The sequence below is a fragment of the Streptomyces sp. NPDC043867 genome (assembly GCF_056435845.1).
Map to the genome: position 1 here is coordinate 76,654 of NZ_JBWKDS010000013.1, position 26,152 is coordinate 102,805.

At 71.7% G+C, this 26,152-nt stretch carries 21 protein-coding genes and 3 pseudogenes; 14 read left to right on the forward strand and 10 right to left on the reverse strand.

Annotated features, from left to right (window positions below):
• Positions 1 to 324 precede the first annotated feature (324 nt).
• Entirely contained in the window at positions 325 to 891 is a 567-nt protein-coding gene (locus AC069T_RS15385; RefSeq protein ID WP_478783211.1) for a VanZ family protein, read from the forward strand.
• Positions 892 to 1,045: 154 nt separating this feature from the next.
• A complete protein-coding gene (locus tag AC069T_RS15390; RefSeq protein ID WP_478783212.1) occupies positions 1,046 to 2,284 on the forward strand; it encodes a ricin-type beta-trefoil lectin domain protein in 1,239 nt (412 codons plus the stop codon).
• A 334-nt stretch (positions 2,285 to 2,618) separates the two neighbouring features.
• Here AC069T_RS15390 and AC069T_RS15395 read toward each other — a convergent pair whose 3' ends face one another.
• Positions 2,619 to 3,347: a hypothetical protein gene (locus AC069T_RS15395; protein ID WP_478783213.1), complete on the reverse strand. Its 729-nt coding sequence runs from the start codon at positions 3,345 to 3,347 to the stop codon at positions 2,619 to 2,621.
• A 55-nt stretch (positions 3,348 to 3,402) separates the two neighbouring features.
• Between AC069T_RS15395 and AC069T_RS15400 the strand changes: the two are divergent.
• Both AC069T_RS15400 and AC069T_RS15405 read left to right on the forward strand, forming a co-directional pair.
• Positions 3,403 to 3,605 (forward strand): annotated as a pseudogene (locus AC069T_RS15400) (IS701 family transposase); the annotation flags it as partial.
• A 255-nt stretch (positions 3,606 to 3,860) separates the two neighbouring features.
• On the forward strand, positions 3,861 to 5,075 hold the full coding sequence (locus tag AC069T_RS15405) for a TolB family protein (RefSeq protein WP_478783314.1): 1,215 nt from the start codon (positions 3,861 to 3,863) through the stop codon (positions 5,073 to 5,075).
• Between the two features lie 153 nt (positions 5,076 to 5,228).
• On the opposite strand, the gene AC069T_RS15410 is transcribed toward AC069T_RS15405, so the two are convergent.
• Complete coding sequence (locus AC069T_RS15410) at positions 5,229 to 5,465, reverse strand: hypothetical protein (protein ID WP_478783214.1); 237 nt, start codon at positions 5,463 to 5,465, stop codon at positions 5,229 to 5,231.
• A gap of 267 nt (positions 5,466 to 5,732) precedes the next feature.
• Here AC069T_RS15410 and AC069T_RS15415 point away from each other — a divergent pair, with 267 nt between their 5' ends.
• Positions 5,733 to 6,770 carry a PHP domain-containing protein gene (locus AC069T_RS15415; RefSeq protein ID WP_478783215.1) on the forward strand — a complete coding sequence of 346 codons (1,038 nt, stop codon included), beginning with the start codon at positions 5,733 to 5,735 and terminating at the stop codon, positions 6,768 to 6,770.
• A gap of 37 nt (positions 6,771 to 6,807) precedes the next feature.
• Positions 6,808 to 7,473, forward strand: coding sequence for an HAD family hydrolase (locus tag AC069T_RS15420; protein ID WP_478783216.1), 666 nt, complete (start codon positions 6,808 to 6,810; stop codon positions 7,471 to 7,473).
• A gap of 116 nt (positions 7,474 to 7,589) precedes the next feature.
• Here the strand turns inward: AC069T_RS15420 and AC069T_RS15425 are convergent.
• Positions 7,590 to 8,620, reverse strand: a pseudogene (locus AC069T_RS15425) (hypothetical protein).
• Between the two features lie 594 nt (positions 8,621 to 9,214).
• On the opposite strand from AC069T_RS15425, the gene AC069T_RS15430 reads away from it, so the two are divergent.
• Positions 9,215 to 10,174: an SDR family NAD(P)-dependent oxidoreductase gene (locus AC069T_RS15430; RefSeq protein ID WP_478783217.1), complete on the forward strand. Its 960-nt coding sequence runs from the start codon at positions 9,215 to 9,217 to the stop codon at positions 10,172 to 10,174.
• Between the two features lie 153 nt (positions 10,175 to 10,327).
• On the opposite strand, the gene nrfD is transcribed toward AC069T_RS15430, so the two are convergent.
• From nrfD to AC069T_RS15455, 5 genes are all read right to left on the reverse strand, one after another.
• Positions 10,328 to 11,293, reverse strand: a complete 966-nt coding sequence (gene nrfD, locus AC069T_RS15435) for an NrfD/PsrC family molybdoenzyme membrane anchor subunit (RefSeq protein ID WP_478783218.1) — start codon at positions 11,291 to 11,293, stop codon at positions 10,328 to 10,330.
• Positions 11,290 to 12,147 carry a 4Fe-4S dicluster domain-containing protein gene (locus AC069T_RS15440; protein WP_478783219.1) on the reverse strand — a complete coding sequence of 286 codons (858 nt, stop codon included), beginning with the start codon at positions 12,145 to 12,147 and terminating at the stop codon, positions 11,290 to 11,292. The genes nrfD and AC069T_RS15440 overlap by 4 nt, the downstream gene beginning before the upstream one ends.
• Complete coding sequence (gene fdh / locus AC069T_RS15445) at positions 12,144 to 15,389, reverse strand: formate dehydrogenase (RefSeq protein WP_478783220.1); 3,246 nt, start codon at positions 15,387 to 15,389, stop codon at positions 12,144 to 12,146. Before fdh ends, AC069T_RS15440 begins: the two co-directional genes overlap by 4 nt.
• 18 nt (positions 15,390 to 15,407) lie before the next feature.
• Complete coding sequence (locus AC069T_RS15450; RefSeq protein ID WP_358852059.1) at positions 15,408 to 15,659, reverse strand: hypothetical protein; 252 nt, start codon at positions 15,657 to 15,659, stop codon at positions 15,408 to 15,410.
• A gap of 306 nt (positions 15,660 to 15,965) precedes the next feature.
• A complete protein-coding gene (locus AC069T_RS15455) occupies positions 15,966 to 17,255 on the reverse strand; it encodes an ROK family transcriptional regulator (RefSeq protein WP_478783221.1) in 1,290 nt (429 codons plus the stop codon).
• A gap of 172 nt (positions 17,256 to 17,427) precedes the next feature.
• Here AC069T_RS15455 and AC069T_RS15460 point away from each other — a divergent pair, with 172 nt between their 5' ends.
• The 4 genes from AC069T_RS15460 (at position 17,428) to AC069T_RS15475 (ending at position 22,071) form a co-directional block, all read left to right on the forward strand.
• Complete coding sequence (locus AC069T_RS15460; protein WP_478783222.1) at positions 17,428 to 18,747, forward strand: ABC transporter substrate-binding protein; 1,320 nt, start codon at positions 17,428 to 17,430, stop codon at positions 18,745 to 18,747.
• 75 nt (positions 18,748 to 18,822) lie between these two features.
• Positions 18,823 to 19,818, forward strand: a complete 996-nt coding sequence (locus tag AC069T_RS15465; RefSeq protein WP_478783223.1) for a carbohydrate ABC transporter permease — start codon at positions 18,823 to 18,825, stop codon at positions 19,816 to 19,818.
• The gene (locus tag AC069T_RS15470; RefSeq protein ID WP_478783224.1) at positions 19,811 to 20,683 is read left to right on the forward strand and encodes a carbohydrate ABC transporter permease; all 873 of its coding nucleotides are present in this window, start codon (positions 19,811 to 19,813) and stop codon (positions 20,681 to 20,683) included. Before AC069T_RS15465 ends, AC069T_RS15470 begins: the two co-directional genes overlap by 8 nt.
• A 29-nt stretch (positions 20,684 to 20,712) precedes the next feature.
• Entirely contained in the window at positions 20,713 to 22,071 is a 1,359-nt protein-coding gene (locus tag AC069T_RS15475) for a GH1 family beta-glucosidase (protein WP_478783225.1), read from the forward strand.
• Positions 22,072 to 22,178: 107 nt separating this feature from the next.
• On the opposite strand, the gene AC069T_RS15480 is transcribed toward AC069T_RS15475, so the two are convergent.
• The gene (locus AC069T_RS15480; RefSeq protein ID WP_478783226.1) at positions 22,179 to 23,033 is read right to left on the reverse strand and encodes a glycoside hydrolase family 16 protein; all 855 of its coding nucleotides are present in this window, start codon (positions 23,031 to 23,033) and stop codon (positions 22,179 to 22,181) included.
• 121 nt (positions 23,034 to 23,154) lie between these two features.
• Here AC069T_RS15480 and AC069T_RS15485 point away from each other — a divergent pair, with 121 nt between their 5' ends.
• The 3 genes from AC069T_RS15485 (at position 23,155) to AC069T_RS15495 (ending at position 25,871) form a co-directional block, all read left to right on the forward strand.
• Positions 23,155 to 23,697, forward strand: coding sequence for a GNAT family N-acetyltransferase (locus tag AC069T_RS15485; protein ID WP_478783227.1), 543 nt, complete (start codon positions 23,155 to 23,157; stop codon positions 23,695 to 23,697).
• Positions 23,698 to 24,118: 421 nt separating this feature from the next.
• Complete coding sequence (locus tag AC069T_RS15490) at positions 24,119 to 25,231, forward strand: ABC transporter substrate-binding protein (RefSeq protein WP_478783228.1); 1,113 nt, start codon at positions 24,119 to 24,121, stop codon at positions 25,229 to 25,231.
• A 145-nt stretch (positions 25,232 to 25,376) separates the two neighbouring features.
• A complete protein-coding gene (locus tag AC069T_RS15495) occupies positions 25,377 to 25,871 on the forward strand; it encodes an FBP domain-containing protein (protein WP_478783229.1) in 495 nt (164 codons plus the stop codon).
• Between the two features lie 23 nt (positions 25,872 to 25,894).
• On the opposite strand, the pseudogene AC069T_RS15500 reads toward AC069T_RS15495, so the two are convergent.
• Positions 25,895 to 26,050, reverse strand: a pseudogene (locus tag AC069T_RS15500) (maleylpyruvate isomerase N-terminal domain-containing protein); the annotation flags it as partial.
• Between the last annotated feature and the right edge of the window lie 102 nt (positions 26,051 to 26,152).

Sequence of the window (26,152 nt, forward strand, 5' to 3'; positions counted from 1 at the left end):
ACGCGCCCCCCCCCCCCCCCCCCCCCGCCCCCCCCCCCCGCCCCCCCCCCCCCCCCCCCCCCCCCCCCCCCCCCCCCCCCCCCCCCCCCCCCGCCCCGTTTCGGCGCTACCCTCACCGAAGGACCCGGGCCGCAGCCCGCGTGGATCCGGTGAGGCGGGGGAAAGCGGGCAGACGGCGAGGGAGGGAGTCGCGGTCCGTGGCGTTCACGGACTCACGGCCCTCCGGACGAATCCGCGCCCGCGGCTGCCGCCCGACCGGGCATCCGCCGTCGCATCGCGGGTAATTTCGGTAATTCACAAGGTAGTTGTAGCCAGGAGGCTGGAATGGTTCGTACGGCGTTGGGCTTGCGGGGTTTGCGCACCACGCGTGCCGCGAAATCCGAGCGGCGGTCGCCGGAACCACCGCGGGAAGCAGCACCCCGGGAGCGGCGCGGACTCCCCTTCCTGGTACGCGTACTGGTCACCCTGCTGGCGTTCGCGGCCATGGTGGCGTTCGCGGCAGTACTGGCGAAGCTGACGCTGCAGCCGTCCCCGGCCTCGGAGGCGATGACCCACAACAACCTGCATCCGGGCCGCTCCCTGCGCGCGTACCTCAACCAGCCGGCGCTGTACGACGCCGTGAAGCAGGTCGGCGGGAACATTCTGCTGGGCGTGCCCTTCGGTGTGCTGCTGCCCATGCTGGCACCCAAGACCCGGGGACTGCTGCGGGTGGTGCTGCTGACCGCCGTGGCGATGCTGCTGGTCGAGGTGGTGCAGGGGGCGTTCCTCACCGGCCGCGCCTTCGACATCGACGACGTCATCCTCAACACGACCGGGGCACTGATCGGTTACCTGCTGCTGGGCCGGCGGCTCGGCAGGGCGGTGCACCCCCGTCGCCCCCGCCGCGACTGACCCGAGCCGCCGGGGAAGATGGTCCGGACCAAAGCCTTGACACCCCCTTACCTCACTTCTTAAATCAAGAGGCGAAGCATGCACCCCCCACCTCGCATCCCCCGCCTCGATCGGCAGGCCCGCCCGCACGGGCCGCCGTAAAGAAGGGAGAGTCATGGACTCCCCGCGCCTGCTCCGCCGATGTCTTCTCGCCGCTCTGGCCGCCGCGTTCGCCGCCTCCGCCGCCGTCGTTCCCGCGCACGCGGGTCCCCGGGCGGCGGCAGCGGCCGTGACGTTCTCGGACACCTTCGACGGTCCCGCCGGATCGGCCGTCAACTCCTCGAAGTGGCAGATCGAGACCGGCGACAACGTCAACAACCACGAACGGCAGTACTACACGCCGGGCAGCAACAACGCCGCCCTGGACGGCCAGGGCCATCTGGTGATCACCGCCCGCAAGGAGAACCCGGGCAACTACCAGTGCTGGTACGGCCGTTGCGAGTACACCTCGGCGAGGCTGAACACGTCCGGCAAGTTCACCAGCACCTACGGCCACGTCGAGGCGCGGATGAAGATCCCGCGCGGGCAGGGCATGTGGCCCGCGTTCTGGATGCTGGGCAGCGACATCGGGCAGGTCGGCTGGCCCAACTCGGGCGAGATCGACGTCATGGAGAACGTCGGCTTCGAGCCCTCCACCGTCCACGGCACGCTCCACGGCCCCGGTTACTCCGGATCGGGCGGCATCGGCGCCGGCTACACCCTGCCCGGCGGCCAGGTCTTCGCGGACGCCTTCCACACCTTCGCGGTGGACTGGGCGCCCGACTCGATCACCTGGTCGGTCGACGGCACGGTCTACCAGCGCCGCACGCCGGCCGACCTGGGCGGCAAGACCTGGGTGTTCAACAAGCCGTTCTTCCTGATCCTGAACCTTGCGGTCGGCGGCTACTGGCCCGGTGACCCGGACGGCTCCACGTCCTTCCCGCAGCAGCTCGTCGTGGACGAGGTGAAGGTGACGACCAGCGACTCGGGAGGCACCGCGGGCCCGATCACGGGTCTCGGCGGCAAGTGCGTGGACGTGGCGGGGGCCAGTGCGGCCAACGGCACCCCCGTACAGCTCTACGACTGCAACGGCACCGCCGCCCAGAAGTGGACGGTGTCCCCGGACGGCACGATCCGCGCCCTGGGCAAGTGCCTCGACGTCACCGGCAACGGCACGGCGAACGGTTCGACCGTCCAGCTGTGGGACTGCGCCGGGAGCCCGAACCAGAAGTGGGTGGTCACCTCGGCCCGCGACATCGTGAATCCCCAGGCCGACAAGTGCCTGGACGTGACCGGCAACAGTTCGGCCAACGGCACACGGCTGCAGATCTGGACGTGCTCCGGCGGCGCCAACCAGAAGTGGACGGTGGGTTAGTACTGCGACCGCATCTGCGCGACGGATGTGGTGTGGGGCTCGTTGGTGTATCTGTGTGCCGATGAGCTGACGGTTATGCAGGTCGAGTCGTGGACGTCCGGGTCCTCGCTTCTTCCAGCTCAGGGACTCGGATGGCAACGTCACCCCCCGAGCCCCGGCTGGAGGACCCCGTCCCGTACGCCGTCCGGCGAAGTCCACTCGTCCCGAGCCACCCGGGGTTCCGAGGCGGCCCCGGCTGCGGGCCCTGGCGACCTCCGGTTCTGCCCTCCCGGGTACCGCACCGGCTCGCTCCGGTCGGGCGGCGAGCAGTGCGCGGCGGGTCGCCTGCCGCCGCCTACGGCCGCAGCCGGGCCGCGAGTGCCTCGGCGACCTTCCTGAGCGACTCGCCGGCCAGGGCCGGGTCCGCCTTGGTGACGGGCCATCCCTGGGAGACCACGAGCGCCAAGTCGCCCTTGCCCGCCACCGCCACCCGTGCGACGGCGGCCGTGCCCCGGCCCGGGGTGACCCTGGTCTGGCCGATCCCGGGCTTGTCCTTGGAGAACGCCATCACCTCGGCAGCGCGGAGGTTGCCGAGGCGGGCGATCTGCGGCAGCGCCAGGTTCACCGCCACCCCTCCCTCGGACGCGGCCACGAGGTCGATCTCCACCGGGGCTTCCGAAGCCGTGAAGTTGCAGACGACGGACGCGTGCGGCGGGACGGCGGGGTTGGAGGGGAGCCCGAACGGCGGCGTGGGCTGCCCGCTGGGCCAGGCCTCAGCCGGCCGGCCCGGGTCGACGGTCCCCTGAGTCGCGGGGTGGCCGCCGGACGCCGCCGGGGTGACGGTCCGTTCGGCACCGGCCTCCTTCAGCGCCGCCGCCGGGTCGAGGCCGAACGGGCAGGCCGACGTACCCGTCAGCTGCTTCGCCGTCGAGGCGACCCGGTCGTAGGACAGCCTCTCACCGCCCGAGGCGGCCCCGCCGGAACTCCCGGACGAGGAACAGGCGCTCCCGGCGAGGGCCATCCCGGCCGCGCCGGCCAGGGCGAGGATGCGGCGGTAGTTGGCTGCTGTGCGATCAGCTGTCATCCGGTCAGCCTAATACTGCAACCGCGGGTCGTTGGTGTATCTGTGTGCCGATGAGCTGACGGTTGAGCAGGTCGAGTCGTGGTTCGAGGGGACAGTCGGGTTCCATGCCCGCATCGCGCATCATTTGGCAGGTCGGAGCCCCGCGATCGGGCGCTGGACTACCTGGCCGGGCTGCTGGCTCCGTAGGAGCGGAAGAACGGCTGGACGCTGGCCGAGCAGGTCGGGCAGCTCCGTCCGGACGGGGTTCAGCGCCTGCTGGAGGAACGCCGCATCGCGCACGTGCCCGCCACCAAGGTCAACGACACCGGACCGTCCCCCATTGACCTCGGCGGCGCCTCGCGATTGGCTTCCCTGGCTCGGTCAGGCACCATCCGCCCTTTCAACAAAGGGAGTTGCATGCGCCATCTCAGGCACATGGCCGTCTTGGCGGCAGTCTTGGGGACTTGCGCGACAGCGGCGCTGCCGGCGTCCGCCGCATCGGACGGGCACCGGGGGCGCACCGATCGGGTGAGCGTGGCTGCCGACGGCACGGAGGCGAACGGCGAGTCGGGGCAGGCGACGCTCAGCGGTGACGGCCGCGTCGTCATCTTCGGCTCGCAGGCAGACAACTTGATACCCGGCGACACCCGGAGAGGTGGCGCCTTCCTGAAGGAGCTGCGCACCGGCAAGGTGGAGCGGGTCAACGTGGCCGCGGACGGCGCACCGGCAGACGGCTTCACGGGGGACGCCGCGGTCAGCGGCAACGGACGGTTCGTCGTCTTCAGCTCGGACGCGACGAACCTCGTGCCCGGCGGCAACCCCACCGGCAGTACCGAGGTGTACGTACGCGACCGCTGGACGAGGCGTACGGAAGTCCTCATCGGGGACCGGCCGCACGAGCGCGTCGAGGACGGTGAGCCGTCGATCAGTGCGGACGGCCGCTTCGTCGCGTTCCTCTCCACGCGCAGCGACCTGGTGCCCGGGGACACCAACAGCGCGCAGGACGTGTTCGTGAAGGACAGGAGGCGCGGGACCGTCGAACGTGTCAGCGTCGCCTCCGACGGCACGCAGGCAGACGCCTACTCCATCTCTCCGGTGATCAGCGCGGACGGCAGCCGGGTCGGGTTCAGGAGCAGGGCGTCCAATCTGGTCCCCCGGGCGGTCGCTGACCGGGATGCGCTGGCGCGGCCCCGGGCCCAGGTGTTCTACGCGCACGACATGCGCACCGGCCGCACCCAGTTGGCTGCACACACTCTCACAGGCTCACAAGTGGCGGTCCTCACCAACATCGGCCTGAGCCCGGACGGGCGCCATGCGCTGTTCATGAGCGGCAACAGCGACATCGTCGCCGACGACACCAACGGCACCACGGACGCCTTCGCGACGGATCTGCGCACAGGCATCACCCGGCGGCTGAGCATCGCCGCCGACGGCACCCAGGCCAACGACATGTCGTACGGCCGCGTGGCCATGAGCGCCGGCAACCGGCGCGCGTTCTTCACCTCCGCCGCCTCCAACCTGGTGCCCGGTGACACCAACGGCAACGAGGACGTCTTCGTACGCGACCTGCGCACCGGCGTTGTGGAACGCGTCAACGTCGCGTCCGACGGAACGCAGGCCAACGCGTTCACGCTGAATTTCAGCGTTGATCTGGCCGGACGCACGACGGTGTTCGACAGCACGGCGAGCGATCTCGTCCCCGAGGACGGCAATGGGGTGAGCGACGTCTTCCTCCGCCGCCTGCGATGAGTCCAGCGGAAGACCAGAGGCCGGCAGTGCACGTCGGACGCGAGGTGGATCTTCGTGGTCAGTCCTTCGCGGGACCGTCAGACGGCATGGCCGTGCGGCTCTCCGACCGGGGCCCCGTTTTGCGGGCTCCGGACAATGATCCAACGGAACGGCTCAGTGGGGATGCCAGGTGAGCTTGTCGCCGCCGACCCAGCGGACGACGTCCGGGTCGTCGAGGTCGTGGACCGTGATGCCGTAGGCCGCGGCGGCCACCAGGACGTCGGTCAAGGCCCTGGCCTCGCCGACCACCTCGCCGTCGATCTCGACGATGCGGAACGGCGGCCTGCCCGGCTGCACCCCGAGCACCAGGATCCGCGGGGTGGAGATGTAGGGGCTCGCGCTTTCGGTCATGTCTAGAGCGTAAAGCGGTTCTCCCGGGTCAGTGGTGGGCCCGGGAGGCGGTCGTCGCCACGTCGGCCCGGTGTGGAGCCTGAGGGGCGAGGGGCCCGTGTTCGCCCAGCCGGGTGAGCCCGTGCCGTCGTAAGTGGCTGCGGCTGTCGGCAGGACGCCCTGCCGCAGCGCCCGCCCCTCGGCCGGTGCGCGGGCGGGGCGACCGCTTCGCCCGGTCCGCCGTGCGGGCCGGCGGCGGCTGGGCAAGGCTGGAGGCAGGAGGTGTCGATGGACCCCGTCGAGGCACTGGACCGGATCGCGTTCCTGCTGGAGCGGGCCCAGGCCCCCACGTACCGCGTCCGCGCGTTCCGTACCGCGGCCGAGGTGCTGGGCGCGCTGCCCGGGGACGAGCTCAGGGAACGGGCGACGGCAGGGACCCTGGAGTCCCTGAAGGGGGTCGGCCCCAAGACCGCTCAGGTGGCGCGCGAGGCACTCGCCGGTGAGGTGCCCGGCTACCTGGAGAAGCTGGAGGGCGAGGCCGACGCGCCGCTCGCCGAGGGCGGCGAGGAGCTGCGGGCCCTGCTGCGCGGCGACTGCCATCTGCACTCCGACTGGTCGGACGGCGGCAGCCCGATCGAGGAGATGGGCCGGGCCGCGGCACGGCTCGGGCACGAGTGGGCGGTGCTCACGGACCACTCCCCCCGGCTCACCGTGGCACGCGGGCTGTCCCCCGAGCGGCTGCGCGAACAGCTGGACGTGGTGGCGGAACTCAACCGGCGGTGGGCGCCGTTCCGGCTGCTCACCGGCATCGAGTGCGACATCCTCGACGACGGCTCGCTCGACCAGGAACCGGAGCTGCTGGAGCGGCTCGACGTGGTGGTCGTCTCCGTGCACTCCAAGCTGCGCATGGACGCCCGCCCGATGACACGCCGCATGGTGGCCGCCGTACTCAATCCGCACGCGGACGTCCTCGGGCACTGCACGGGCCGCCTGGTCACCGGGCGGGGGCGGCCGGAGTCCGAGTTCGACGCGGACGAGGTCTTCGCCGCCTGCGCCGAGGCGGGGACGGCCGTGGAGATCAACAGCCGTCCCGAGCGGCTCGACCCGCCGCGGCGGCTGCTGCGCAGGGCGGTCGAGGCGGGCGTGCTGTTCTCCGTCGACACCGACGCGCACGCGCCGGGCCAGCTGGACTGGCAGATCCACGGCTGCGCGCGGGCCGAGGAGTGCGGGGTGCCCGCCGAGCGCGTGATCACCACCTGGACGGCGGACGAGCTGCTGTCCTGGACCAGGAACAGGACGACACCGCGACGCGTGGCAGGCCCTTGACGTGGTACCCGTGCGACGTGAGAGGAGATCACATCTGATGGAACGGGCAGCCGTGTTCGATGTCGACGGCACTCTTGTCGACACCAATCACCTTCATGTGGCGACCTGGTGGGAGGCCTTTCGGCAGGCCGGGCACCAGGTGCCGATGCACGACATCCACCGGGCGATCGGGCTGGGCTCCGACGACCTGGTCCCCCACCTGCTCGGCGAGGACCGCGACCCGGACCAGGACGAGGCGCTGAGCCAGGCGCACAAGACCCTCTACGGGACCTACTTCGAACGCCTGCCCCCGATGCGGGACGCCGGGCGGCTGCTGCGGCGACTGGCCGACGACGGCTGGGCCGTGGTGCTGGCCACCTCGGCGGGCGGAGCCGAACTGGGTGCACTGCGCCGGGCGATCGACGCCGACGACGCCATCAGGGCGACGGCGAGCGCCGACGACGTCGACCAGGGCAAACCGGCCGCGGAACCGGTCGAGCACGCCCTGGAGCTGGTCGGTGTGCCGCCCGAGCGTGCGGTGTTCGTCGGCGACACCGTGTGGGACATGCGCGCGGGCACCCGGGCCGGCGTGACCAGCGTGGGCGTCCTGTCCGGCGGCATTCCGCGCGCCGACCTGGAGGAGGCCGGGGCCGGCTCGGTCTACCAGGACACGGCCCACCTGCTCGCCCGGCTGGCGGACAGCCCGCTGGCTCCGGACGCGTGAGCGGCGCGGTGCCGCCCGTGGACGGCGGCACGCGGGCCTGAAGCCCCGGCGGGCGGGGCCGAACACCTCCGACGGGCCGGGACCCGCCGGGCCGAAACTGTGCGCGGCCGGTCGGCTCAGGACGCGGGGGCCGCCCTGCGGAGGTTCGTGATGCAGGTGCTGATGGCCGCCTGGAGCTCCTCCAGGCGCTGGAGCATGTCGTCCTCGTAGATGTCGTCGATGTCCTCGACGTCGTCGAAGGTCAGCTCCTCGAAGACCTTCGTCGCCCGCTGGAGGCTGCTGTAGAACTTCGTACGGCGTTCCTGGACCCGCAGTTCGGGGTCGGCCTCGACGGTCTGGACGACGAGGCTCCTGACGGTGTCGTAGGCCTCGGTGGCCCACTGTCCGGCCTCTTCGTCCTCGTCCAGTTCGTCGATGAGGGACAGGTGCCGCTCGGCCTCCGCGCGCAGCGCGGCGGGGGCGTCGATGGTCTGCCCGGCCGGCGTCTTGACCTGGCCGTTCTCGACGATCTGGCGGACGTAGCCGATCCGGTCGGCCGCGCGGGTCTCGGTGGCGACGGCCTTCTTCAGGTCGTCGGTGCGCGCGATGTCCCGGGCCAGCTCGGTCTGCAGCGCCGGGTCCTCCTTCAGCCGGTCCAGGAGGGCCGACCGCGCGGCCTGGGCCGTGGAGGGGTCGGCGAGGATCGCGGCCCGCAGCGCCGTGGGGTTCTCGGCGACCTCCAGGGCCTTGGTCGGCCGGATGCCCTCGGCCTCCGCCGCCGCGGTGATGGCGGTCCCGCGCTCCGAGGCGGCGCTGGAGCGGGAGGCGTAGTACATCAGCCAGGCGTCGGAGTCCGGCAGTTCGACGTCCTGCCCCGGGGCCAGTACCTCGAAGTGCGGGACGAGACCGTCGTCGGCCGCCTTGTCCCATGCCTTGTAGTAGCGCATGACCCGCTCGGCCGAGCATCCGGCCAGTCCGGCGAACTCCCGCGCGGAGATCTTGGGGGTCTCCCCCGCCGCCTGCCCGCCGGGCGCACGCTGCGCGCCACCTTCAGCGCGAACGTCCAGCCGCCGGTCCGCGCGTAGACGCCGAACTCCCGCGCGTCCCGCGACACCCGCTCGTCCACCGGCCCGTCCACCGGCCCGTCCAGGGTGGCCGGCTCGTCCACCGGCTCCACCGGCCCGACCGGCTCGTCCACCGGGACCTCCTGGCCGGACGCGGCACCCTGCCCGGACGCGGCATCCTGGGCGGACGGCGCGTCCTGCCCGGACGGCGCTCCCGCGTCCCAGAAGTTCTCCTCGGCGGACGTCTCGTCGGTGGACGGAACGGCCGTTCCGGGCGCGGCGCTCGCTACGGACACAGGGGACTCCCAGCTCGGTGCGGATGACAAGAGGCGGAGCGAGCAGCCTATATGAGCCCCTTCACTTGCCTTTGTTCACCGCCTTCCGGGCCCGTGACACAGATCACCGCGCACTCCCCTCTTCCGGGGAACACCCACCGGTAGTTACCCGTTGAACCAACCGTGGGTGCGGATGGGACAGTGTCCCCGGGCCTCACCTATTGCCCACAGGGACGATCGTCCGGCTGAAGCCCTGTGGAGCGTCTCGCCGAGAGGCGACCGCCATGCGTGCCCACATCAGGACCGCCCCGACCGAGATTCCCCCGTCCCGGTCGGGGCTTTCTGCGTCCCGGGACCGCCGCGGGGAGTCGGCAGTCGTGTCCGCTTGACTTCGAGTGCTCTCCAATTCGTAGCGTTCCCGGCATGAGCACTGCACAGCACAAGATCGGTTCGGGCTTCGGCGCCCGCAGCACCGCCGACGACGTCCTGCACGGCACCGACCTCACCGGGAAGCTCGCGCTCGTGACGGGCGGCTACTCGGGGCTCGGTCTGGAGACGACGCGTTCCCTCGTGAAGGCGGGCGCCCGCGTCGTCGTCCCCGCGCGGCGGGTGTCCGTCGCCCAGGAGGCCCTGGCCGGCCTCGACGGGGTCGAGGTGGACGAGCTGGACCTCGGCGACCTCGACAGCGTGCGCGGCTTCGCGGAGCGGTTCCTTGCCACGGGCCGGAGTCTCGACATCGTCATCGGCAGCGCCGCGGTCATGGCCTGCCCGGAGACGCGGGTGGGGCCCGGCTGGGAGGCGCAGTTCGCGACCAACCACCTCGGCCACTACGCCCTCGTCAACCGGCTGTGGCCGGCCGTCGCCCCGGGCGGCGCCCGCGTGGTGTCCGTCTCCTCCGCGGGCCACCACTACTCGGGGATCCGCTGGGACGACGTGCACTGGCGGCACGGCTACGACAAGTGGGAGGCGTACGGCCAGGCGAAGACGGCGAACGCCCTGTTCGCCGTCCACCTCGACCGGCTCGGCCGGGACGCGGGCGTACGGGCCTTCTCGCTCCATCCCGGCGGGATCCTCACCCCGCTCCAGCGGCACCTTCCCAAGGAGGAGATGGTCCAGCGCGGCTGGATCGACGAGGACGGCACCCCGCTGAACCCCGCGGGCTTCAAGACTCCCGAGCAGGGCGCGGCCACCCAGGTGTGGGCCGCGACCTCGCCTCAGCTGGCCGGGATGGGCGGGGTGTACTGCGAGGACTGCGACATCGCGGAGCCGGCTCCCGCGGACGGCACCCGGACCGGCGTGAGCGCCCACGCGAGCGACCCGGAGCAGGCCGCCCGGCTGTGGCGCCTGTCGGCGGAACTGACCGGGGTCGACGCGTTCGCGTGAGCGCCGGGGCCCCTCACCCGCGGGAGACGAACTCCCGCAGGCCGGGGGCAAGTTGACCGGCGGGGGTGGCGCCAGAGGTCCGTGGCCGCCGTTCGCGTGGACCACGAGCGTGCTCGTACGGGCGGCCCCGCGCCGTGCGGAGGCCGGGACCGGCTACGCCCGCTGTTCTGCCCGTTCCCGCTGCGGCACGACCGTGTACCTGGGGTCCTGCGCCGAGGCGACGCCCGCCGCGAAGACGCCGAAACGGGTGCAGGCCGAACCGGCGAGGAGCGCGACACCGCTGACGGCGGCAGCGGCCCGGGAGCGGCCGCCCAGGAGGGCGCCGCCGAGCGCGCCGCCCGCGGTGAGGGCACGCGCGGCCCGCAGCAGCGTGCCCGCCCGGCCCTCGCGGTAGGTCTCCGCGACCATGCCGAGGCGGTGCTCCGCGGCCCGGGTCGCCGCCGTCTCGGCCAGCGCCGCCAGCGCCGCGGCGCAGCGGGCGGGCGCGGTCTCCCGGGCCGGGGCGACCACCAGCGCCATGCCGGCGGCGGCAGCGGTGGCCGACGCGACGAAGAGGTACGGCAGTTCGCGGTGGGCGCCGTGCCAGGCGGGTACGGCCGTGTCCGCCGCGAGGACCGCGGTGTACGCGGCGACGGCCGGGCCGAGCAGGGCGGCGGCGCCGGTCGCGGCGGCCCCGGCCCGCGGCAGCCGTCCCGTCAGCGCGCAGGCCGCGGCGACGCCGGCGGCGGGTCCGTACGCGGACAGCAGCCAGGAGCCGACGCTCATCGGCGAGGTCGGCTTGAAGACCCGCAGCATGTTGACGAAGCGGTCCGGCCGCCCGAGGTCGTGGACGAGGGCTGCCCCCGAGAGCGAGACCGCGGCGAGCGAGGAGACCTTCAGCGCCGTCGCCGTTGCCGTCCGGCCGGTCAGCTGGGCGCCGGCCGCGAGCACCGACCCCGCCCCGGCGAGCCCGCCGAGGAAGAAGTACCCGGCGATGTCCCGCGGCTCCCAGGACGGCGCCTTGATGACGGGCCGGCCGTAGTACGACTCGAACTCGGCCCGCGGGACCATCAGTTGCTCCCCGCGGCGGCCACGCCGCCGTCCGGGTTCCTGCGGCCGCGCGCTCGCGGAGCTGGTCATCGGCGTCCCCTCCCGGTCACGGCGAACGACAGCGCGATACCGCCCAGCAGGGACAGCGCCGCCGCCCCCGCGTGTTTCCACATGGCGGGCAGGTCCCGGGTGGTGACGACCGGGTCCGGGGGCAGCCCGTACACCTCTGGCCGGTCGAGCAGCAGGAAGAAGGCGCCGTCGCCCCCCACCCCGTCCGCGGGGTCGTGGCCGTACAGCCGGGCGTCTGCGACGCCGGCCGCGTGCAGCTGGTCGACCCGGAGCGCGGCCCGCTCGCGCAGCTCGTCGAGGGGGCCGAACTGGATGGACTCGGTGGGGCACGCCTTCGCGCAGGCGGGTTCGCGGCCCGCGCCGAGCCGGTCGTAGCACATCGTGCACTTGAAGGCCCGTCCGTCGTCGGGGCGTTGCTCGATGACGCCGTACGGACAGGCGGGGACGCAGTAGCCGCAGCCGTTGCAGACGTCCTCCTGCACGACGACCGTGCCGAACTCCGTGCGGAAGAGGGAGCCCGTGGGGCACACGTCCAGGCACGCGGCGTGGGTGCAGTGCTTGCAGACGTCCGAGGACATCAGCCAGCGCATCCCCTCGCCGTCGGCCGACGGGCCCGGCTCCCCCTGCGCCAGCGGGAGTTCGGTCCTGCCGTCGGGCCCGGGCGGCTCGCAGGGTCCGGCGGAGTGCGGCTGCTCGATGAACGCCACGTGCCGCCAGGTGGACGCGCCGAGCGCCTGCGTGTTGTCGTACGACATTCCGGTGAGCGAGAGCCCGTCCTCGGGAATCGCGTTCCACTCCTTGCAGGCCACCTCGCAGGCCTTGCAGCCGATGCACACGGAGGTGTCGGTGAAGAAACCGACCCGTTCCCCGCTCATGTCCGGGCCTCCGTTCCGGTGGTCTCGGTGATGCCCGCGCGACGGCGGTAGTCGGCGACCAGGCGCGGCAGTTCGGGCCCGCGTGGCCGGCGGCCCGGCCGGATGTCGGCGGTGAGCGCCTTGTCCTCCTGGATGTGGGCGTTGGGGTCGAGCGCGATCGCCACGAGTTCGTTGGCGGCGTCACCGGTGGCCACTCCGTTGGGGCCCCAGTGGAAGGGCAGGCCGATCTGGTGGACGGTGCGGCCCTGCACCGTCAGGGGACGGATCCGCGCGGTCACCATCACGCGTGCCTCGATGGCGTTGCGCGCGGTGACGACGGTGGCCCAGCCGCCGTGCTCGAGCCCGCGCTCGGCCGCGAGTTCCGGGGAGACCTCGCAGAAGAACTCCGGTTGCAGCTCGGCCAGATAGGGCGACCAGCGGCTCATGCCGCCCGCGGTGAAGTGCTCGGTGAGGCGGTGCGTGGTGACGATGTACGGGAAGACGTCCGCGCCCGGTTCGTCGCCGCTCGGGTGGTAGCGGTTGCCCTCGCGGGGCAGCAGCTGGCGCACGGGCGAGCGCGGGGTCGAGGGGTACAGGGCGTTGGTGAAGGGCGAGTCCTGCGGCTCGTAGTGCGTGGGCAGCGGCCCGTCCTCCAGGCCCGCGGGGGTGTACAGCCAGGCCTTGCCGTCGGCCTGCATGATGAACGGGTCGTCGCCGCGCAGCGCGTCGGGGCCGGTGGCGTCCTCGTCGGGCACGAAGCCCGGGGGCCGGTCGGGGACGAAGTCGGGGACGTCGTGCCCGGTCCACTTCCCGGCGTCCGCGTCCCACCAGACGTACGCCTTGCGCGCGCTCCAGGGCGTGCCGTCGGGGGCGGCGGAGGCGCGGTTGTAGAGGATGCGCCGGTTGGCGGGCCAGGCCCAGGCCCATTCGGCGGCCACCCAGTCCTGCTCGCTCCCGGGCTTCCTGCGGGCCGCCTGGTTGACGCCGCCGGCGTACACACCGCAGTAGATCCAGCAGCCGCAGCGCGTCGAGCCGTCGTCCTTCAGCTCGGTGTACGCGGTGAGCGGGCTGCCGTCCGGGCCGTGGCCGTTGATCTCCGCGAGGACGGCGTCGGCGACGGGTTCCCTGAGCGGTCCGGTCACCGGGTAGTCCCAGGTGAGGTCGAGGACCGGGCGGTCCATCGGGTCGGCGGAGCCGGCCAGCTTCTCCCGGATGCGGCGGCCCAGGTGGTAGGTGAACCACAGGTCGCTGCGAGCGTCGCCCTCGGGTTCGACGGCGGCGTGGTGCCACTGCACCCAGCGGTTGGTGTTGGTGAAGGAGCCGGACTTCTCGGTGTGGGCGGCGGCCGGGAAGAAGAACACCTCGGTGCCGATGTCCTCGGTGCGCAGCTCCCCGCTCTCGATCTCGGGACCGTCCTGCCACCAGGTGGCGGACTCGATGAGGGAGAAGTCGCGGACGACCAGCCAGTCGAGCTTCGCCATGCCGAGGCGTTGCAGGCGGGTGTTGGCGGAGCCCACGGCCGGGTTCTCGCCCATCAGGAAGTAGCCCTTGCAGATGCCGTCGAGCTGCGCCATGACCGTCTCGTACGTGGAGTGGGAGCCGGTGAGGCGCGGGAGGTGGTCGAAGCAGAAGTCGTTCTCGGGGGTGGCCGCGTCGCCGTAGTACGCCTTGAGGAGGCTGACGAAGTAGGCCCGCATGTTCCCCCAGAAGCCCTTCTGCGTCCGGCTCGCCGAGACGAAGGAGTCGAGGTCGATGTGGGCGTGGGCGTGCGGCATGGGCAGGTAGCCCGGCAGCAGGTTGTACAGGGTCGGGATGTCGCTGGAGCCCTGGATGGAGGCGTGGCCGCGCAGCGCCTGGATGCCGCCGCCGGGGCGCCCGATGTTGCCGAGGAGGAGCTGGAGGATGCTCGCGGCGCGGATGTACTGGGCGCCGACGGAGTGCTGGGTCCAGCCGACGGCGTAGCAGAAGGCGCTGGTGCGGTCGCGGCCGGAGTTGGACGTCAGGTCCTCGCACACCCGCAGGAACGTGTCGCGGGGCACGCCGCAGATCTCCTCGACCATCTCGGGGGTGTAGCGGGCGTAGTGCCGCTTGAGGATCTGGTAGACGCAGCGCGGGTGACGGAGGGTCTCGTCGCGCGGCGGGCGGGGGTCGGTGCGGGCGCCGCCGGATCCGTGCGTCTCGGAGCCGCCGAGCGATTCGACGCGCTCCTCGTACTGCTCGTCGACCTCGCCGGTGGGCTGCTGGACGTCGACGCCCTCGTACTGCCAGCTGCGCGGGTCGTAGTGGCGCTGCTCCTCGTCGAGGCCGGAGAAGACGCCGTCCAGGTCCTCGGTGTCGCGGAAGTCCTCGCGCACCAGGAAGGCGGCGTTGGTGTAGTTGAGGACGTACTCGCGGAAGTCCTTCTCCCCGGTCAGGACGTGGTTGATGATCCCGCCGAGGAAGGCGATGTCGGTGCCCGCGCGGATCGGGACGTGCAGGTCGGCGAGGGCGCTGGTGCGGGTGTAGCGCGGGTCGACGTGGATGACGCGGGCGCCGCGGGCCTTGGCCTCCATGACCCACTGGAAGCCGACCGGGTGGGCCTCGGCGAAGTTGGAGCCCTGGATGACGATGCAGTCGGAGTGCTGGAGGTCCTGCATGAAGGCGGTGGCGCCGCCGCGGCCGAAGGAGGTGCCGAGTCCGGCGACCGTGGAGCTGTGGCAGACCCGGGCCTGGTTCTCCACCTGCACCACGCCGAGGCCGGTCAGCAGCTTCTTGATGAGGTAGTTCTCCTCGTTGTCGAGGGTCGCGCCGCCGAGGCTGGCGATGCCCATGGTGCGGGCGGTGCGCACGCCGTCGTGCTCCCACTCCCAGGTCTCCCGCCGGGTGCGCACGACCCGCTCGGCGACCATCTCCATCGCCGTGTCCAGGTCGACCGGCTCCCAGTCGGTGCCGTACGGGCGCCGGTACAGCACCTGGTGGCGGCGGGCGGAGCCGGTGGTGAGCTGGAGGGTCGCGGAGCCCTTGGGGCAGAGCCGGCCGCGGCTGACGGGCGAGTCGGGGTCGCCCTCGATCTGGACGACGCGGTCGTCCTTGACGTAGACCTGCTGGCCGCAGCCGACCGCGCAGTAGGGACAGATCGACCGGGTCATCCGGTCGGCGGTGTCGGTGCGCGGCCTGAGCTGCTCCGTGTGCGGGGAGGTGGCGGCGGAGCCCCGGCCCAGGCGGTCCTCGCCCGTGAGCTGACGGTAGACGGGCCAGCGGCGGAACCGGTCGGACACACCCATGGATGCTCCCTCTCGGGGTCAGGCGGACGACTCGTCGGGGTTGGGGTCCTCGGGGTGGACGGTGTCCGAGCGGTCGCCGCCCCGTCTGCCGGTCCCGGCCTCGTCCGTGTCGGGCACGTCCGAGTCCGACTCGTCCTCGTCGTCCCCGCCCCCGGAGGCCGGGGTGATGTCCAGGGCGTCGTCCTCCCCCTCGTGGGCCTGCTGGTCGGGCAGGTCGCGCGGGATCGGATCGCCGTGCTCGCCGGGACCCTCCATCCGGTGATCGGTCACAACGCACTCCATTCTTCGGCAGGTCGGCACTCGCCGCACGCGCTCGTGGGCCACGCGCGGGTACCGCGGGAGTCACCGGCGAAACCCGCTGCCGCGGATGAGCCGGGGACCCGGCCAGTGGCCGCGCATGAGCCGGGGACCCGACCGGCTGCCGCGGATGAGCCGGGGACCCGGCCAGTGGCCGCGCATGAGCCGGGGACCCGACCGGCTGCCGCGTATGAGCCGGGACCCGGCCCGTGGCCGCGGATCAGTGCGGTGCCGGCACCCGAGGCGCCGCAGAGGAGTGCGGGCCCCCCTCGGGGCGGATCAGTGCGGTGCCCGCTCCTCCAGCGCCGTACGCCAGGCGGGTGACCGCCCCTCCCGTACGCTCTCGGCGCGCCGTCCGCCCCGGGCGAAGAAGTCGGCGAGCGGCAGGATGGCCGCGCCGACCGTGACCGCGTCGGGTCCCAGCCGTCCGAGGTCGATGGTGACGTGCTGGGCGGGGTAGCGCAGCGCGTAGGAGGCCGCGTACCGCCGGACGGCGGGCAGGAAGCGGGAGCCCAGCTGGAGGCCCGCCCAGCCGCCGATGAGGATGCGTTCGGGCTGGAAGAGGTTGATCAGGTCGGAGAGGCCCGCGCCCAGGTACTCGGCGGTCTCCTCCAGGACGGCGAGCGCCACGGGGTCGGGCGCGGTCCCGTCGGCCGGGTAGGCCGCGGCGAGCATCGCGGTCAGGGCGGTCTCCTCGTCGACGCCCTCGGGGGGCCGGCCGCCCTCCTCGCGCCAGCGGTCGAGGAGCGCCTCGGCACCCGCGTACGCCTCCAGGCAGCCCAGGGCCCCGCAGCGGCAGCGGCGCCCTCTGACCCGTACGGTCAGGTGCCCCCACTCCACGGCGCGGCCGTGCTCGACCTCCTCGGTCACCAGGCAGGCGCCGACGCCGGAACCGAACAGGACGACGGCGGCGTTGCGGGCGCCGCGCCCGGCGCCGAACCACATCTCGGCCTGGCCCAGGGTCTTGGCGCCGTTGTCCGTGAAGTACGGGACGCTGTCGGGCAGCCGGCAGGCCGAGCGGAGCAGGGACTCGATCGGGACGGCGTCCCAGCCGATGGTCTGGCCGTGGACCACCGCGCCGCGCTCGGCGGTGCGGGCGACGATCCCGGGGACGCCGATGCCGACGCCGAGGAGGCGTTCGGGCGCGATGTCCGCCGCCGCGAGGACCTCGGCGATGCCGTCGCAGATGTGGCCGACGATGACGTCGACGTCGTAGCCCTGCTGCTCCAGCGGTCTTTCGGTGCGGGCGAGTTCGGTGAGGGTGAGGTCGAAGAGTTCGACGCGTACACGGGTCTCCCCGACGTCCACGCCGATCATGTGGCCGCTGGCGGGTGCGACGCGCAGCAGGGTGCGCGGGCGGCCGCCGTCGGAGTCGACGCTGCCGGCCTCCTCGACGAGGCCGTCGGCGAGGAGCTCGGCGACCACGTTGCTGATGGAGCCGGAACTCAGTCCGGTGGCCGGCCCCAGTTCGTAACGGCTCATCGGCCCGTCGAAATACAACCGTTGCAGCACGGCGGTGCGATTGCCCCGCCGCAGGTCACGCACTGTTCGCCCGTTCCGCCCCGCCATGTGGGTCCCTTCCGGTCCGCCCGACCTGCAAGATACCCCTGCGCGATCCCTTGACGCGACTTTCTTCCCGGTCTTAACTCACGTCGTAAATTAAGCCGTGAGGGGCGTTCGGGAAGTGAACGCGTGCCCGGACCCTCCCACGGCTGGTTCTCCGGAAAGGGACACCAGAGCCATGCGCAGATTCCGAGCCGCGGCCGCCGGTGCGGTCACCGTCTCCATGCTGACCGCCGTGACCGCCTGTGGCGGCGGCTCGTCGACGGGCGGGGGCGGGTCGAACGACTCGCCGAAGACGCTCACCTACTGGGCCTCCAACCAGGGGCCCAGCGTAGAGGCGGACAAGAAGATTCTCACGCCCGAGCTGAAGAAGTTCGAGAAGCAGACCGGGATCAAGGTGAAGCTGGAGGTGGTCCCCTGGTCCGATCTGCTCAACCGGATCCTCGCGGCGACGACCTCGGGCCAGGGCCCGGACGTGCTCAACATAGGCAACACCTGGTCCGCCTCGCTCCAGGCGACGGGCGCGCTGCTGCCCTGGGACGACAAGAACTTCGACAAGATCGGCGGCAGGGACCGCTTCGTGGAGTCGGCGCTCGGCTCGGCCGGCGCGTCCTCCGCCGACCCGGCCGCGGTGCCGCTGTACTCGATGGCGTACGCCCTCTACTACAACAAGAAGATGTTCGCCGACGCGGGGATCTCGAAGCCGCCCGCGACCTGGGACGAGCTCGTCACCGACGGCAAGAAAATCTCCAAGGACGACAAGTGGGCGCTGGGCGCCGAGGGTTCGAACCTCTCCAACAACATCCACCAGGTCTTCGTCCTCGCCAAGCAGCACGGTGCCGACTTCTTCGACGCCGACGGCAAGCCCGACTTCACCTCCGACGGCGCCGTCGCGGCCGTGAAGCAGTACGTCGACCTGATGGCGAAGGACAAGGTCGTCGCGCCCGGCAACGCGGAATACGCACAGAACCAGTCGCTCCAGGACTTCGCCAAGGACAAGACGGCGATGGTGCTGTGGCAGACCGCCTCGGCCACCTTCAAGGCGCACGGCATGAGCGACGACGAGTGGGGCGTCGCACCGGTACCGGTCCGGTCGGGCACCCCGGGGACCGGGACGGCCACCAACTCCATGGTGGCGGGCATCAACATGGCCGTCTTCAAGAACACCAAGAACATCGACGGCGCCACCAAGTTCGTGAAGTTCATGACCAGCGACGGCGAGCAGAAGATCCTCAACAAGACCTACGGCTCCATCCCGCCGGTCAAGGCGGCGCAGGCGGACCCGGCGTTCAACTCCCCCGCCCTCGCGGTCATCAAGGACACCCTCGCCAAGAGCGCGGCACCGCTGCCGCAGGTCGCCGACGAGTCGCAGTTCGAGACGGCGGTGGGCACGGCCGTGAAGGAGCTCTTCGCGGACGCGGCCGGAGGGCGCGCGGTGACCACCGCCTCGGTGAAGGCCAAACTCGCCAAGGCGCAGCAGCAGATGCCGAAGAAGTGAGCACCCGATGACCGCCACTCCCGACGGGGGTACGAGGACGCCCTCCGTGACCACGACTGCCGAAACGAGTGCCCCATGACCGTGACCGCTGCCCCCGAAACCGGGGAGCGGGCGGTACGCAAGGACTCCCCCGGTGCGGCGCGCGGCCCGCGCCGCACCGGGCGGATCCGCCGCATCGGGCTCCCGTACCTGCTGCTGCTCCCCGCGCTGCTGCTCGAACTCCTGGTCCACCTGGTGCCGATGGTGATCGGCATCCTCATGAGCTTCAAGGAGCTCACCCAGTTCTACATCCGCGACTGGGGCACGGCACCCTGGTCGGGCGTGGACAACTACCGCCTGTCGGTGGACTTCGACGCGCCCATCGGGCAGTCGCTGCTCCACTCGTTCTGGGTGACGTGCGCGTTCACGGTGCTGTCCGTCGGCCTGTGCTGGCTGATCGGCACGACGGCCGCGGTGTACCTCCAGGAGACGTTCCGCGGACGCGGGCTGCTGCGGGCGATCTTCCTGATCCCGTACGCCCTTCCCGTCTACGCGGCCACCATCACCTGGGCGTTCATGTTCCAGCACGACAACGGCCTGGTGAACCATGTGCTGCACGACCAGCTCGGACTCACCGACAAGCCCTCCTTCTGGCTGATCGGTGACAACAGCTTCTACGCGCTGCTCGTCGTCTCGGTGTGGAAGGGCTGGCCGTTCGCCTTCCTCATCGTGATGGCGGGCCTGCAGAACATCCCCAAGGAGCTGTACGAGGCCGCGGCGATCGACGGCGCCGGGATCTGGCAGCAGATCCGCCGGATCACGCTGCCGTCGCTGCGGCCGGTCAACCAGGTACTCGTCCTGGTGCTGTTCCTGTGGACGTTCAACGACTTCAACACGCCCTACGTGCTGTTCGGCAAGGCGGCACCGGAGGCCGCGGACCTGATCTCGATCCACATCTACCAGTCGTCGTTCGTGACGTGGAACTTCGGCACCGGATCGGCGATGTCCGTGCTGCTGCTGCTCTTCCTGCTCGTCGTGACGGCCGTCTACCTCGTGCTGACCTCCCGGGGAAGGAAGACCGCCGATGTCTGACACCGCCCGCGCGTCCAGGTCGCCGATGGCGGCCCCGCGCTCCTTCCTGTGGTCCCGCCGGATCTTCCTCACCCTGCTCACCGGCTTCGTCCTGCTGCCGGTGTACGTCATGCTCTCCAGCTCGCTGAAGCCGCTGGAGGACGTGTCGGGGAAGTTCCGCTGGGTGCCGAGCGGGCTCACCGTCCGGCCGTACATCGACATCTGGTCGACGGTCCCGCTGGCGAAGTACTTCGTGAACTCGCTGATCGTGGCCGGCGCGGCGACGGTCTGCTCGGTGGTGATCGCGGTCTTCGCCGCGTACGCCGTCAGCCGCTACCACTTCCGCGGCAAGCGCCTGTTCACCGTCACCGTGCTGTCCACGCAGATGTTCCCGGGCATCCTGTTCCTGCTGCCGCTCTTCCTGCTGTACGTGAACATCGGCAACGCCACCGGCATCGCCCTGTTCGGCTCCCGCGGCGGCCTGATCCTCACGTACCTCACCTTCTCCCTGCCGTTCTCGATCTGGATGCTGATCGGGTACTTCGACTCGGTGCCGCGCGATCTGGACGAGGCGGCGACGGTGGACGGCTGCGGGCCGCTCGGCGCGCTGTTCCGGGTGGTGGTGCCGGCGGCGATCCCGGGAATCGTCGCGGTCGCCGTGTACGCCTTCATGACCGCCTGGGGCGAGGTGCTCTTCGCGTCGGTCATGACCAGCGACGAGACCCGCACCCTTGCCGTCGGCCTGCAGGGCTACGCCACCCAGAACGACGTGTACTGGAACCAGGTCATGGCCGCCTCCCTCGTCGTCAGCGTCCCCGTGGTCGCCGGGTTCCTGCTCCTGCAGCGCTACCTCGTCGCCGGGCTCACCGCGGGAGCCGTCAAGTGACCGGCTCCTCCCCTCCCGAAAGGACTTCCGTGACCATCGATCTCGCCGCCCTTCCCGACGACTTCCTGTGGGGCACGGCCACGTCGGCCTACCAGATCGAGGGCGCCGTCGCCGAGGACGGCCGCTCCCCCTCGATCTGGGACACCTTCTCGCACACCCCCGGCAAGATCGACAACGGCGACGACGGGGACCTGGCCTGCGACCACTACCACCGCTGGCGCGAGGACATCGGGCTGATGCGGCAACTGGGCACCAACGCCTACCGGTTGTCGATCGCCTGGCCGCGCGTCGTGCCGGGCGGCGACGGCCCGGTGAACGCGAAGGGGCTGGACTTCTACGACGGACTGATCGACGCCCTGCTGGAGGCGGGCATCACGCCGTCCGTCACCCTCTACCACTGGGATCTGCCGCAGGTGCTCCAGGACCGCGGCGGCTGGCCGGAGCGGGACACCGCGTACCACTTCGCCTCGTACGCGTCGGTCGTCGCGGAGCGGCTGGGCGACCGCGTCCGGCACTGGACCACGCTCAACGAGCCGCTGTGCTCGGCGTGGATCGGCCACCTGGAGGGCCGGATGGCCCCGGGCTGGACCGATCTGACGGCGGCGGTGCGCGCCTCGTACCACCTGCTCCTCGGCCACGGGCTCGCCACCCAGGCGATCCGCGCGGCGGCCCCGGGCGCCCAGGTCGGCATCGTCAACAACCTCTCCAGCGTCGAGCCCGCCACCGACCGCCCCGAGGACGTCGCCGCGGCCCACCGGCTGGACGGGCACACCAACCGCTGGTGGCTGGACCCGGTCCACGGCCGCGGTTTCCCCGCGGACATGCGCGAGGTGTACGGGGTGGACCTCCCCGAGCAGCAGGGCGACCTGGAGACCATGGCGCAGCCGCTGGACTGGCTGGGCCTGAACTACTACTTCCCTTCCGCGGTCGCCGACGACCCGGCCGGGCCGGCCCCGCGTGTCCGCACGGTCCGCAGGCTCGGTGTCCGCCGCACCGCCATGGACTGGGAGATCGACGCCGGGGGCATCGAGAGCCTGCTGCTCCGGCTCACGAACGAGTACGGCGCCCGCAAGCTGTACGTGACCGAGAACGGCTCCGCCTACCCGGACGTCGTACGGCCCGACGGGACCGTGCACGACCCGGAGCGCGCGGAGTACCTGGAGCAGCACCTCGCGGCCTGCGCCTCGGCGGCCCGCCAGGGCGTGCCCCTGGCCGGGTACTTCGCCTGGTCCCTCCTCGACAACTTCGAGTGGGCGTACGGCTACGACAAGCGTTTCGGACTCGTGCACGTCGACTACAAGACCCAGAAGCGCACGGTGAAGGGCAGCGGGCACCGGTACGCGGACATCATCCGCGCCCACGGGGGCCGGCGGAGGAACGCGGCGTAGTACCGACGACGGTCGCCGGCCCGCACACCCGCGGGGGCCGGCGACCGCAGCTGACCCCCGCGGACCAAACGGACGTGCGGGTGCCCGCCGACGTCACCGCGGAGCCGTCACGCACTGCCCGTTCCGTAGAAGCGCACGTAGTCGACCGTCATCGTGGAGGGGGCCGGCGTCGAGGTGTCGGGCGGGCCGGGCCAGTCGCCTCCGACGGCGACGTTGAGCAGCAGGTGCATGTCCTGTTCGAAGACCCAGTCGCGTGGTGAGGGCAGCTTCGACGGGGTCAGGGTGAAGTACGGCTTTCCGTCCACGGACCAGGTGATGCGACGCGGCTGCTTGTCGACGGCATAGGTGTGGAATGCCCGTGCGGCGTCGGCAGGAAGGGTGGTGGAGCCGCCGATCCCCTTCTCGTTGAAGTAGGTCGGCCCGTGCGCCGTGCCGTAGACGGTCCGCGGCTCCCCGCCGACCACCTCGCAGATGTCGATCTCGCCCTGTCCGGGCCACTCGATTCCGTTGTTGCCCAGCATCCAGATCGCCGGCAGCAGCCCCGTGCCGGTGGGTATCCTCGCGCGGATCTCCACGCGTCCGCGGGTGAGCGCGACCTTGCCCTCGGTGGTCAGACGGGCCGACGTCCAGGTGCAGAACTTCCGTGTGTAGCAGGGCAGTTCGGACCCGACTGGGGCCGGTCGCGCCGAGATCAGCAGGTGACCCGAGCCATCGAGAGCGGAATTCGCCGCGCCGTCCGTGTAGTACTGCAGTTCGTTGTTGCCCCACCCCTCGGCGTCCCGGTTGCCGGTTTCGGTGTTCCAGGACCTTCCCGACGGCCGGGAGCCCGCCGCTCCGCCGAACTCGGCCTGCCAGAAGGGCTCTTCCGCCGCCGAGGAGGAGTGCCTGTCGGGAGCGGAGCCACATCCGCCCAGCAGTCCGCCCAGCGCCAGCACGAGTGCCAGGCGGGTACGTCGGTTCATCGAGCTGCTCCTGAAAGGTCGCGCCGAAAGCGGAGAACAGGCTATCGCTCACCGGTCCTACGCCCGTACGCAGCCGTATATCGCCTTGCCGTCGACGAGTTCCGTCGGATAGGAATCCCGCATGCTGAGGGGCGACAAGATCGGGCTGAGGGCCCGGCACGAGGACGACATCCCGATCCTGCAGGCCGAGCTCTACGACGACGTGGTCACCCACTCGCGGTCCGACGGCCGGCCGTGGCGGCCGATCACGCCCGGCTCGAAGGATTCGCGGCTCCTGGTGGACGACAAGGACCACCAGAACGTCCCGTTCTCCGTGGTGGAGCTGGACGGCGGCACGCTGGTCGGCACCGCGGTGCTGTGGGGGATCGACAATCACAGCCGTTCCGCGCACATCGGTCTGGGGCTGCTGCCGTCCTCGCGCGGCAAGGGCTACGGCACCGACGTGGTCGCGGTGCTGTGCCACTACGGTTTCGTCGTGCGCGGTCTGCAACGGCTGCAGATCGAGACGCTGTCGGACAACACCGCGATGCTGCGCTCCGCCGAACGCAACGGCTTCGTCCGCGAGGGCGTACTGCGCTCCTCGGCCTGGGTGATGGGCGAGTTCCTGGACGAGGTGCTGCTCGGACTCCTCGTCCAGGAGTGGAAGCCGGACCCGAAGGCGTAGGCAGCCGGCCGGTTCCGGGCCCGCCGGGGGGCACCGGCAGCGCGGGCTGCCGCCCAGGCGACCGAGGACACGTCGACGGCTACGTCGCGTTGCGGCGCGAGGGGTGGCGAAGGGGCGGCGAAGTCTACGGAGCGTCTGCGGGTCGGCCGTCCAGCGGGTGACCAGTTCGAGTCGACCGTCGACCGGCCCCGCTGTTGGCGACCAGCGCCTCCAGCACGGAAAGTGCTGCGGGCGGAGTGGTATTGGTCAGGTGGTAGGCCCCTGGCGGGGCCGGCCGCCGCGGACCAAAACTCCGCGTATCCAATGGAACACGTTCCGGCACCACTTGGCGCGCCGGCGTTGGACTGGGCGTCTTGACCGAGACGTCCGCTCGGCGACCGGGCACACTACGAACCGATCGTCAGACGGGAGACACCCAGGCATGCCTACGCCGCCATCATCGCCCGAAACGGGACGCATTGACGGATCGACCGTCCGGATCGGTGCTCTCGTCCCGCTGTCCCGGCCCGGCTGGGTCGAGGCGGGGCGGCACCTGCTCGCCGGCCTCGACCTGGCCGTTCAGGAGGTGAACGGCACCGGCGGGATCGCCGGAAGACCACTCGAGCTGGTGGTCCGGGACACCGCGGCCGATCCGCAGAGAGCAGTGGCGGCCCTGGACGAACTGGCCCGCCTGGGCGTGGCAGCCGTGGCGGGGGAGTATCACAGCGTCGTCGCACGAGCCGCCGCCACCAGGGCCGACGCCCTCGGCCTGCCGTTCCTCTGCTCGTCGGCCGTTCTCGACGCGCTCACCGAAGAGCCGACGGACTGGGTCGCGCGCCTCGCCCCGGCGCAGTCCCACGGCTGGCAGCTCTACGCGGACTTCCTCCTCGGCGCGGGCCACAGCCGGATCGCCGTGGCGGCGGAGCCGAGCGTCTACTGGGCGTCCGGGGCCCGCATCCTGCGGGACCGGCTGGCTCCGCGCGGCGGCACGGTCGTCGAGCTCGACATGCGCGCCCTCACCCCCACGGACCTGTGCGGCGAACTCGTCGGCCGGCGCGCGACGGCTCTCCTTCTCCTGGTCGGCCACCCGGAGCCGGCGATGTCGATCGTCCGGTCCGTCCGCCGGGACCAGCGCCTCTCCGAGGTCTTGATCGGTGCTCCGGCCGGGCAGCCGGAGTTCGCCACCTGGGCGTCGTCCCTGGGCGACGACGGCGCGGGGATCCCGTTCCTGCGCTACCTTCCCGAACGCCTCAGCCCCCTCGGCGCACGCGTCGGGGCGGCCCTTCGCGCGCGGCTGGCCGAGGCCCCCTCCTTCGTCGCCTTCGAGGGCTACGACACCGTTGCCGTCCTGGCCGCCGTACTGCGTTCGCACGGCACGGACCGGGCGCGCCTGGCCGGAACCTGGCAGCACGTCGCGGTCGAGGGAACCCGTGGACGGATCCGGTTCTCCCGCACACCGGGCATCGGCGTGTGGCAGTGGGCCTGGGCACCCGTCCAGGTCGTTGACCGGGATCCGGCGGAACCCGCTCGCTTCCGGGTTCTGCACACCGGCTGACGGACCCCGCCGCACCGCTTTCGCCGCGCTCCTCGGCCGCGCCGAAATCCGGTGGCTCCTCCCCGTGCCGCTATGTAGCTTAGGCCTGAACCTAGTGGCCCTAGGTTCCGAACCGCAGACATACGCACACCTCAGGAGTTCCCCCGTGAGACCGCTCACCGAGACCGACATCCGCAACTCGTTCGTCAACTGCTCGAAGGGGGAGGCGAAACGTCTCGCGGTTCCGCGGGACCTGGACGAGCGGCCCTGGGAGCACCTCGACTTCCTCGGGTGGCGAGATCCCGGAGCGCCCGACCGCAGCTGTCTCGTCACCGAGTACGGGGACCGGCTCGTCGGCGTGACGCTGCGGCTCCCCTCGTCCCGGCGCGGGATGCTGCACCGCAGCATGTGCTCGCTCTGTCTGACGACGCATCCGGGCAGCGGCGTCTCCCTGATGACGGCCCGCAAGGCGGGCGCGGCCGGGCGCGAGGGCAACTCGGTCGGGACCTACATGTGCACCGACCTCGCCTGCTCGCTCTACGTGCGGGGCAGGAAGGCGCCGGAGCACGGGGGCCGCTTCGAGGAGACGCTCACCCTGGACGAGCAGATCGCGCGGACCGTGGGCAACCTGTCCGCCTTCCTGGCGAAACTGTCCGCCTGACGGGCCGGCCCCTCGGGGCCCGCCCCGGGAGCGCGTCGGCGGGGTCGAACGGGTCCGTGTCCGGTGACGACAGCGCCGTACGCCTGCTGATCGAGACGCGCGTGATTGACTACCTGGCGTACGGTCCACCCACCGCAGGGCGTCGGGCCCCAGGCCCGCTCCGGTACGGCCGCGACCACCTCACGCGGACAGGTGTGCGCCCGCGACAGCAACCCGATGCCCGCCGTGCCGACCAGGACGGTCCCCTTCCCTCACCTGACCCGTCGAGAACAACCCAGGCA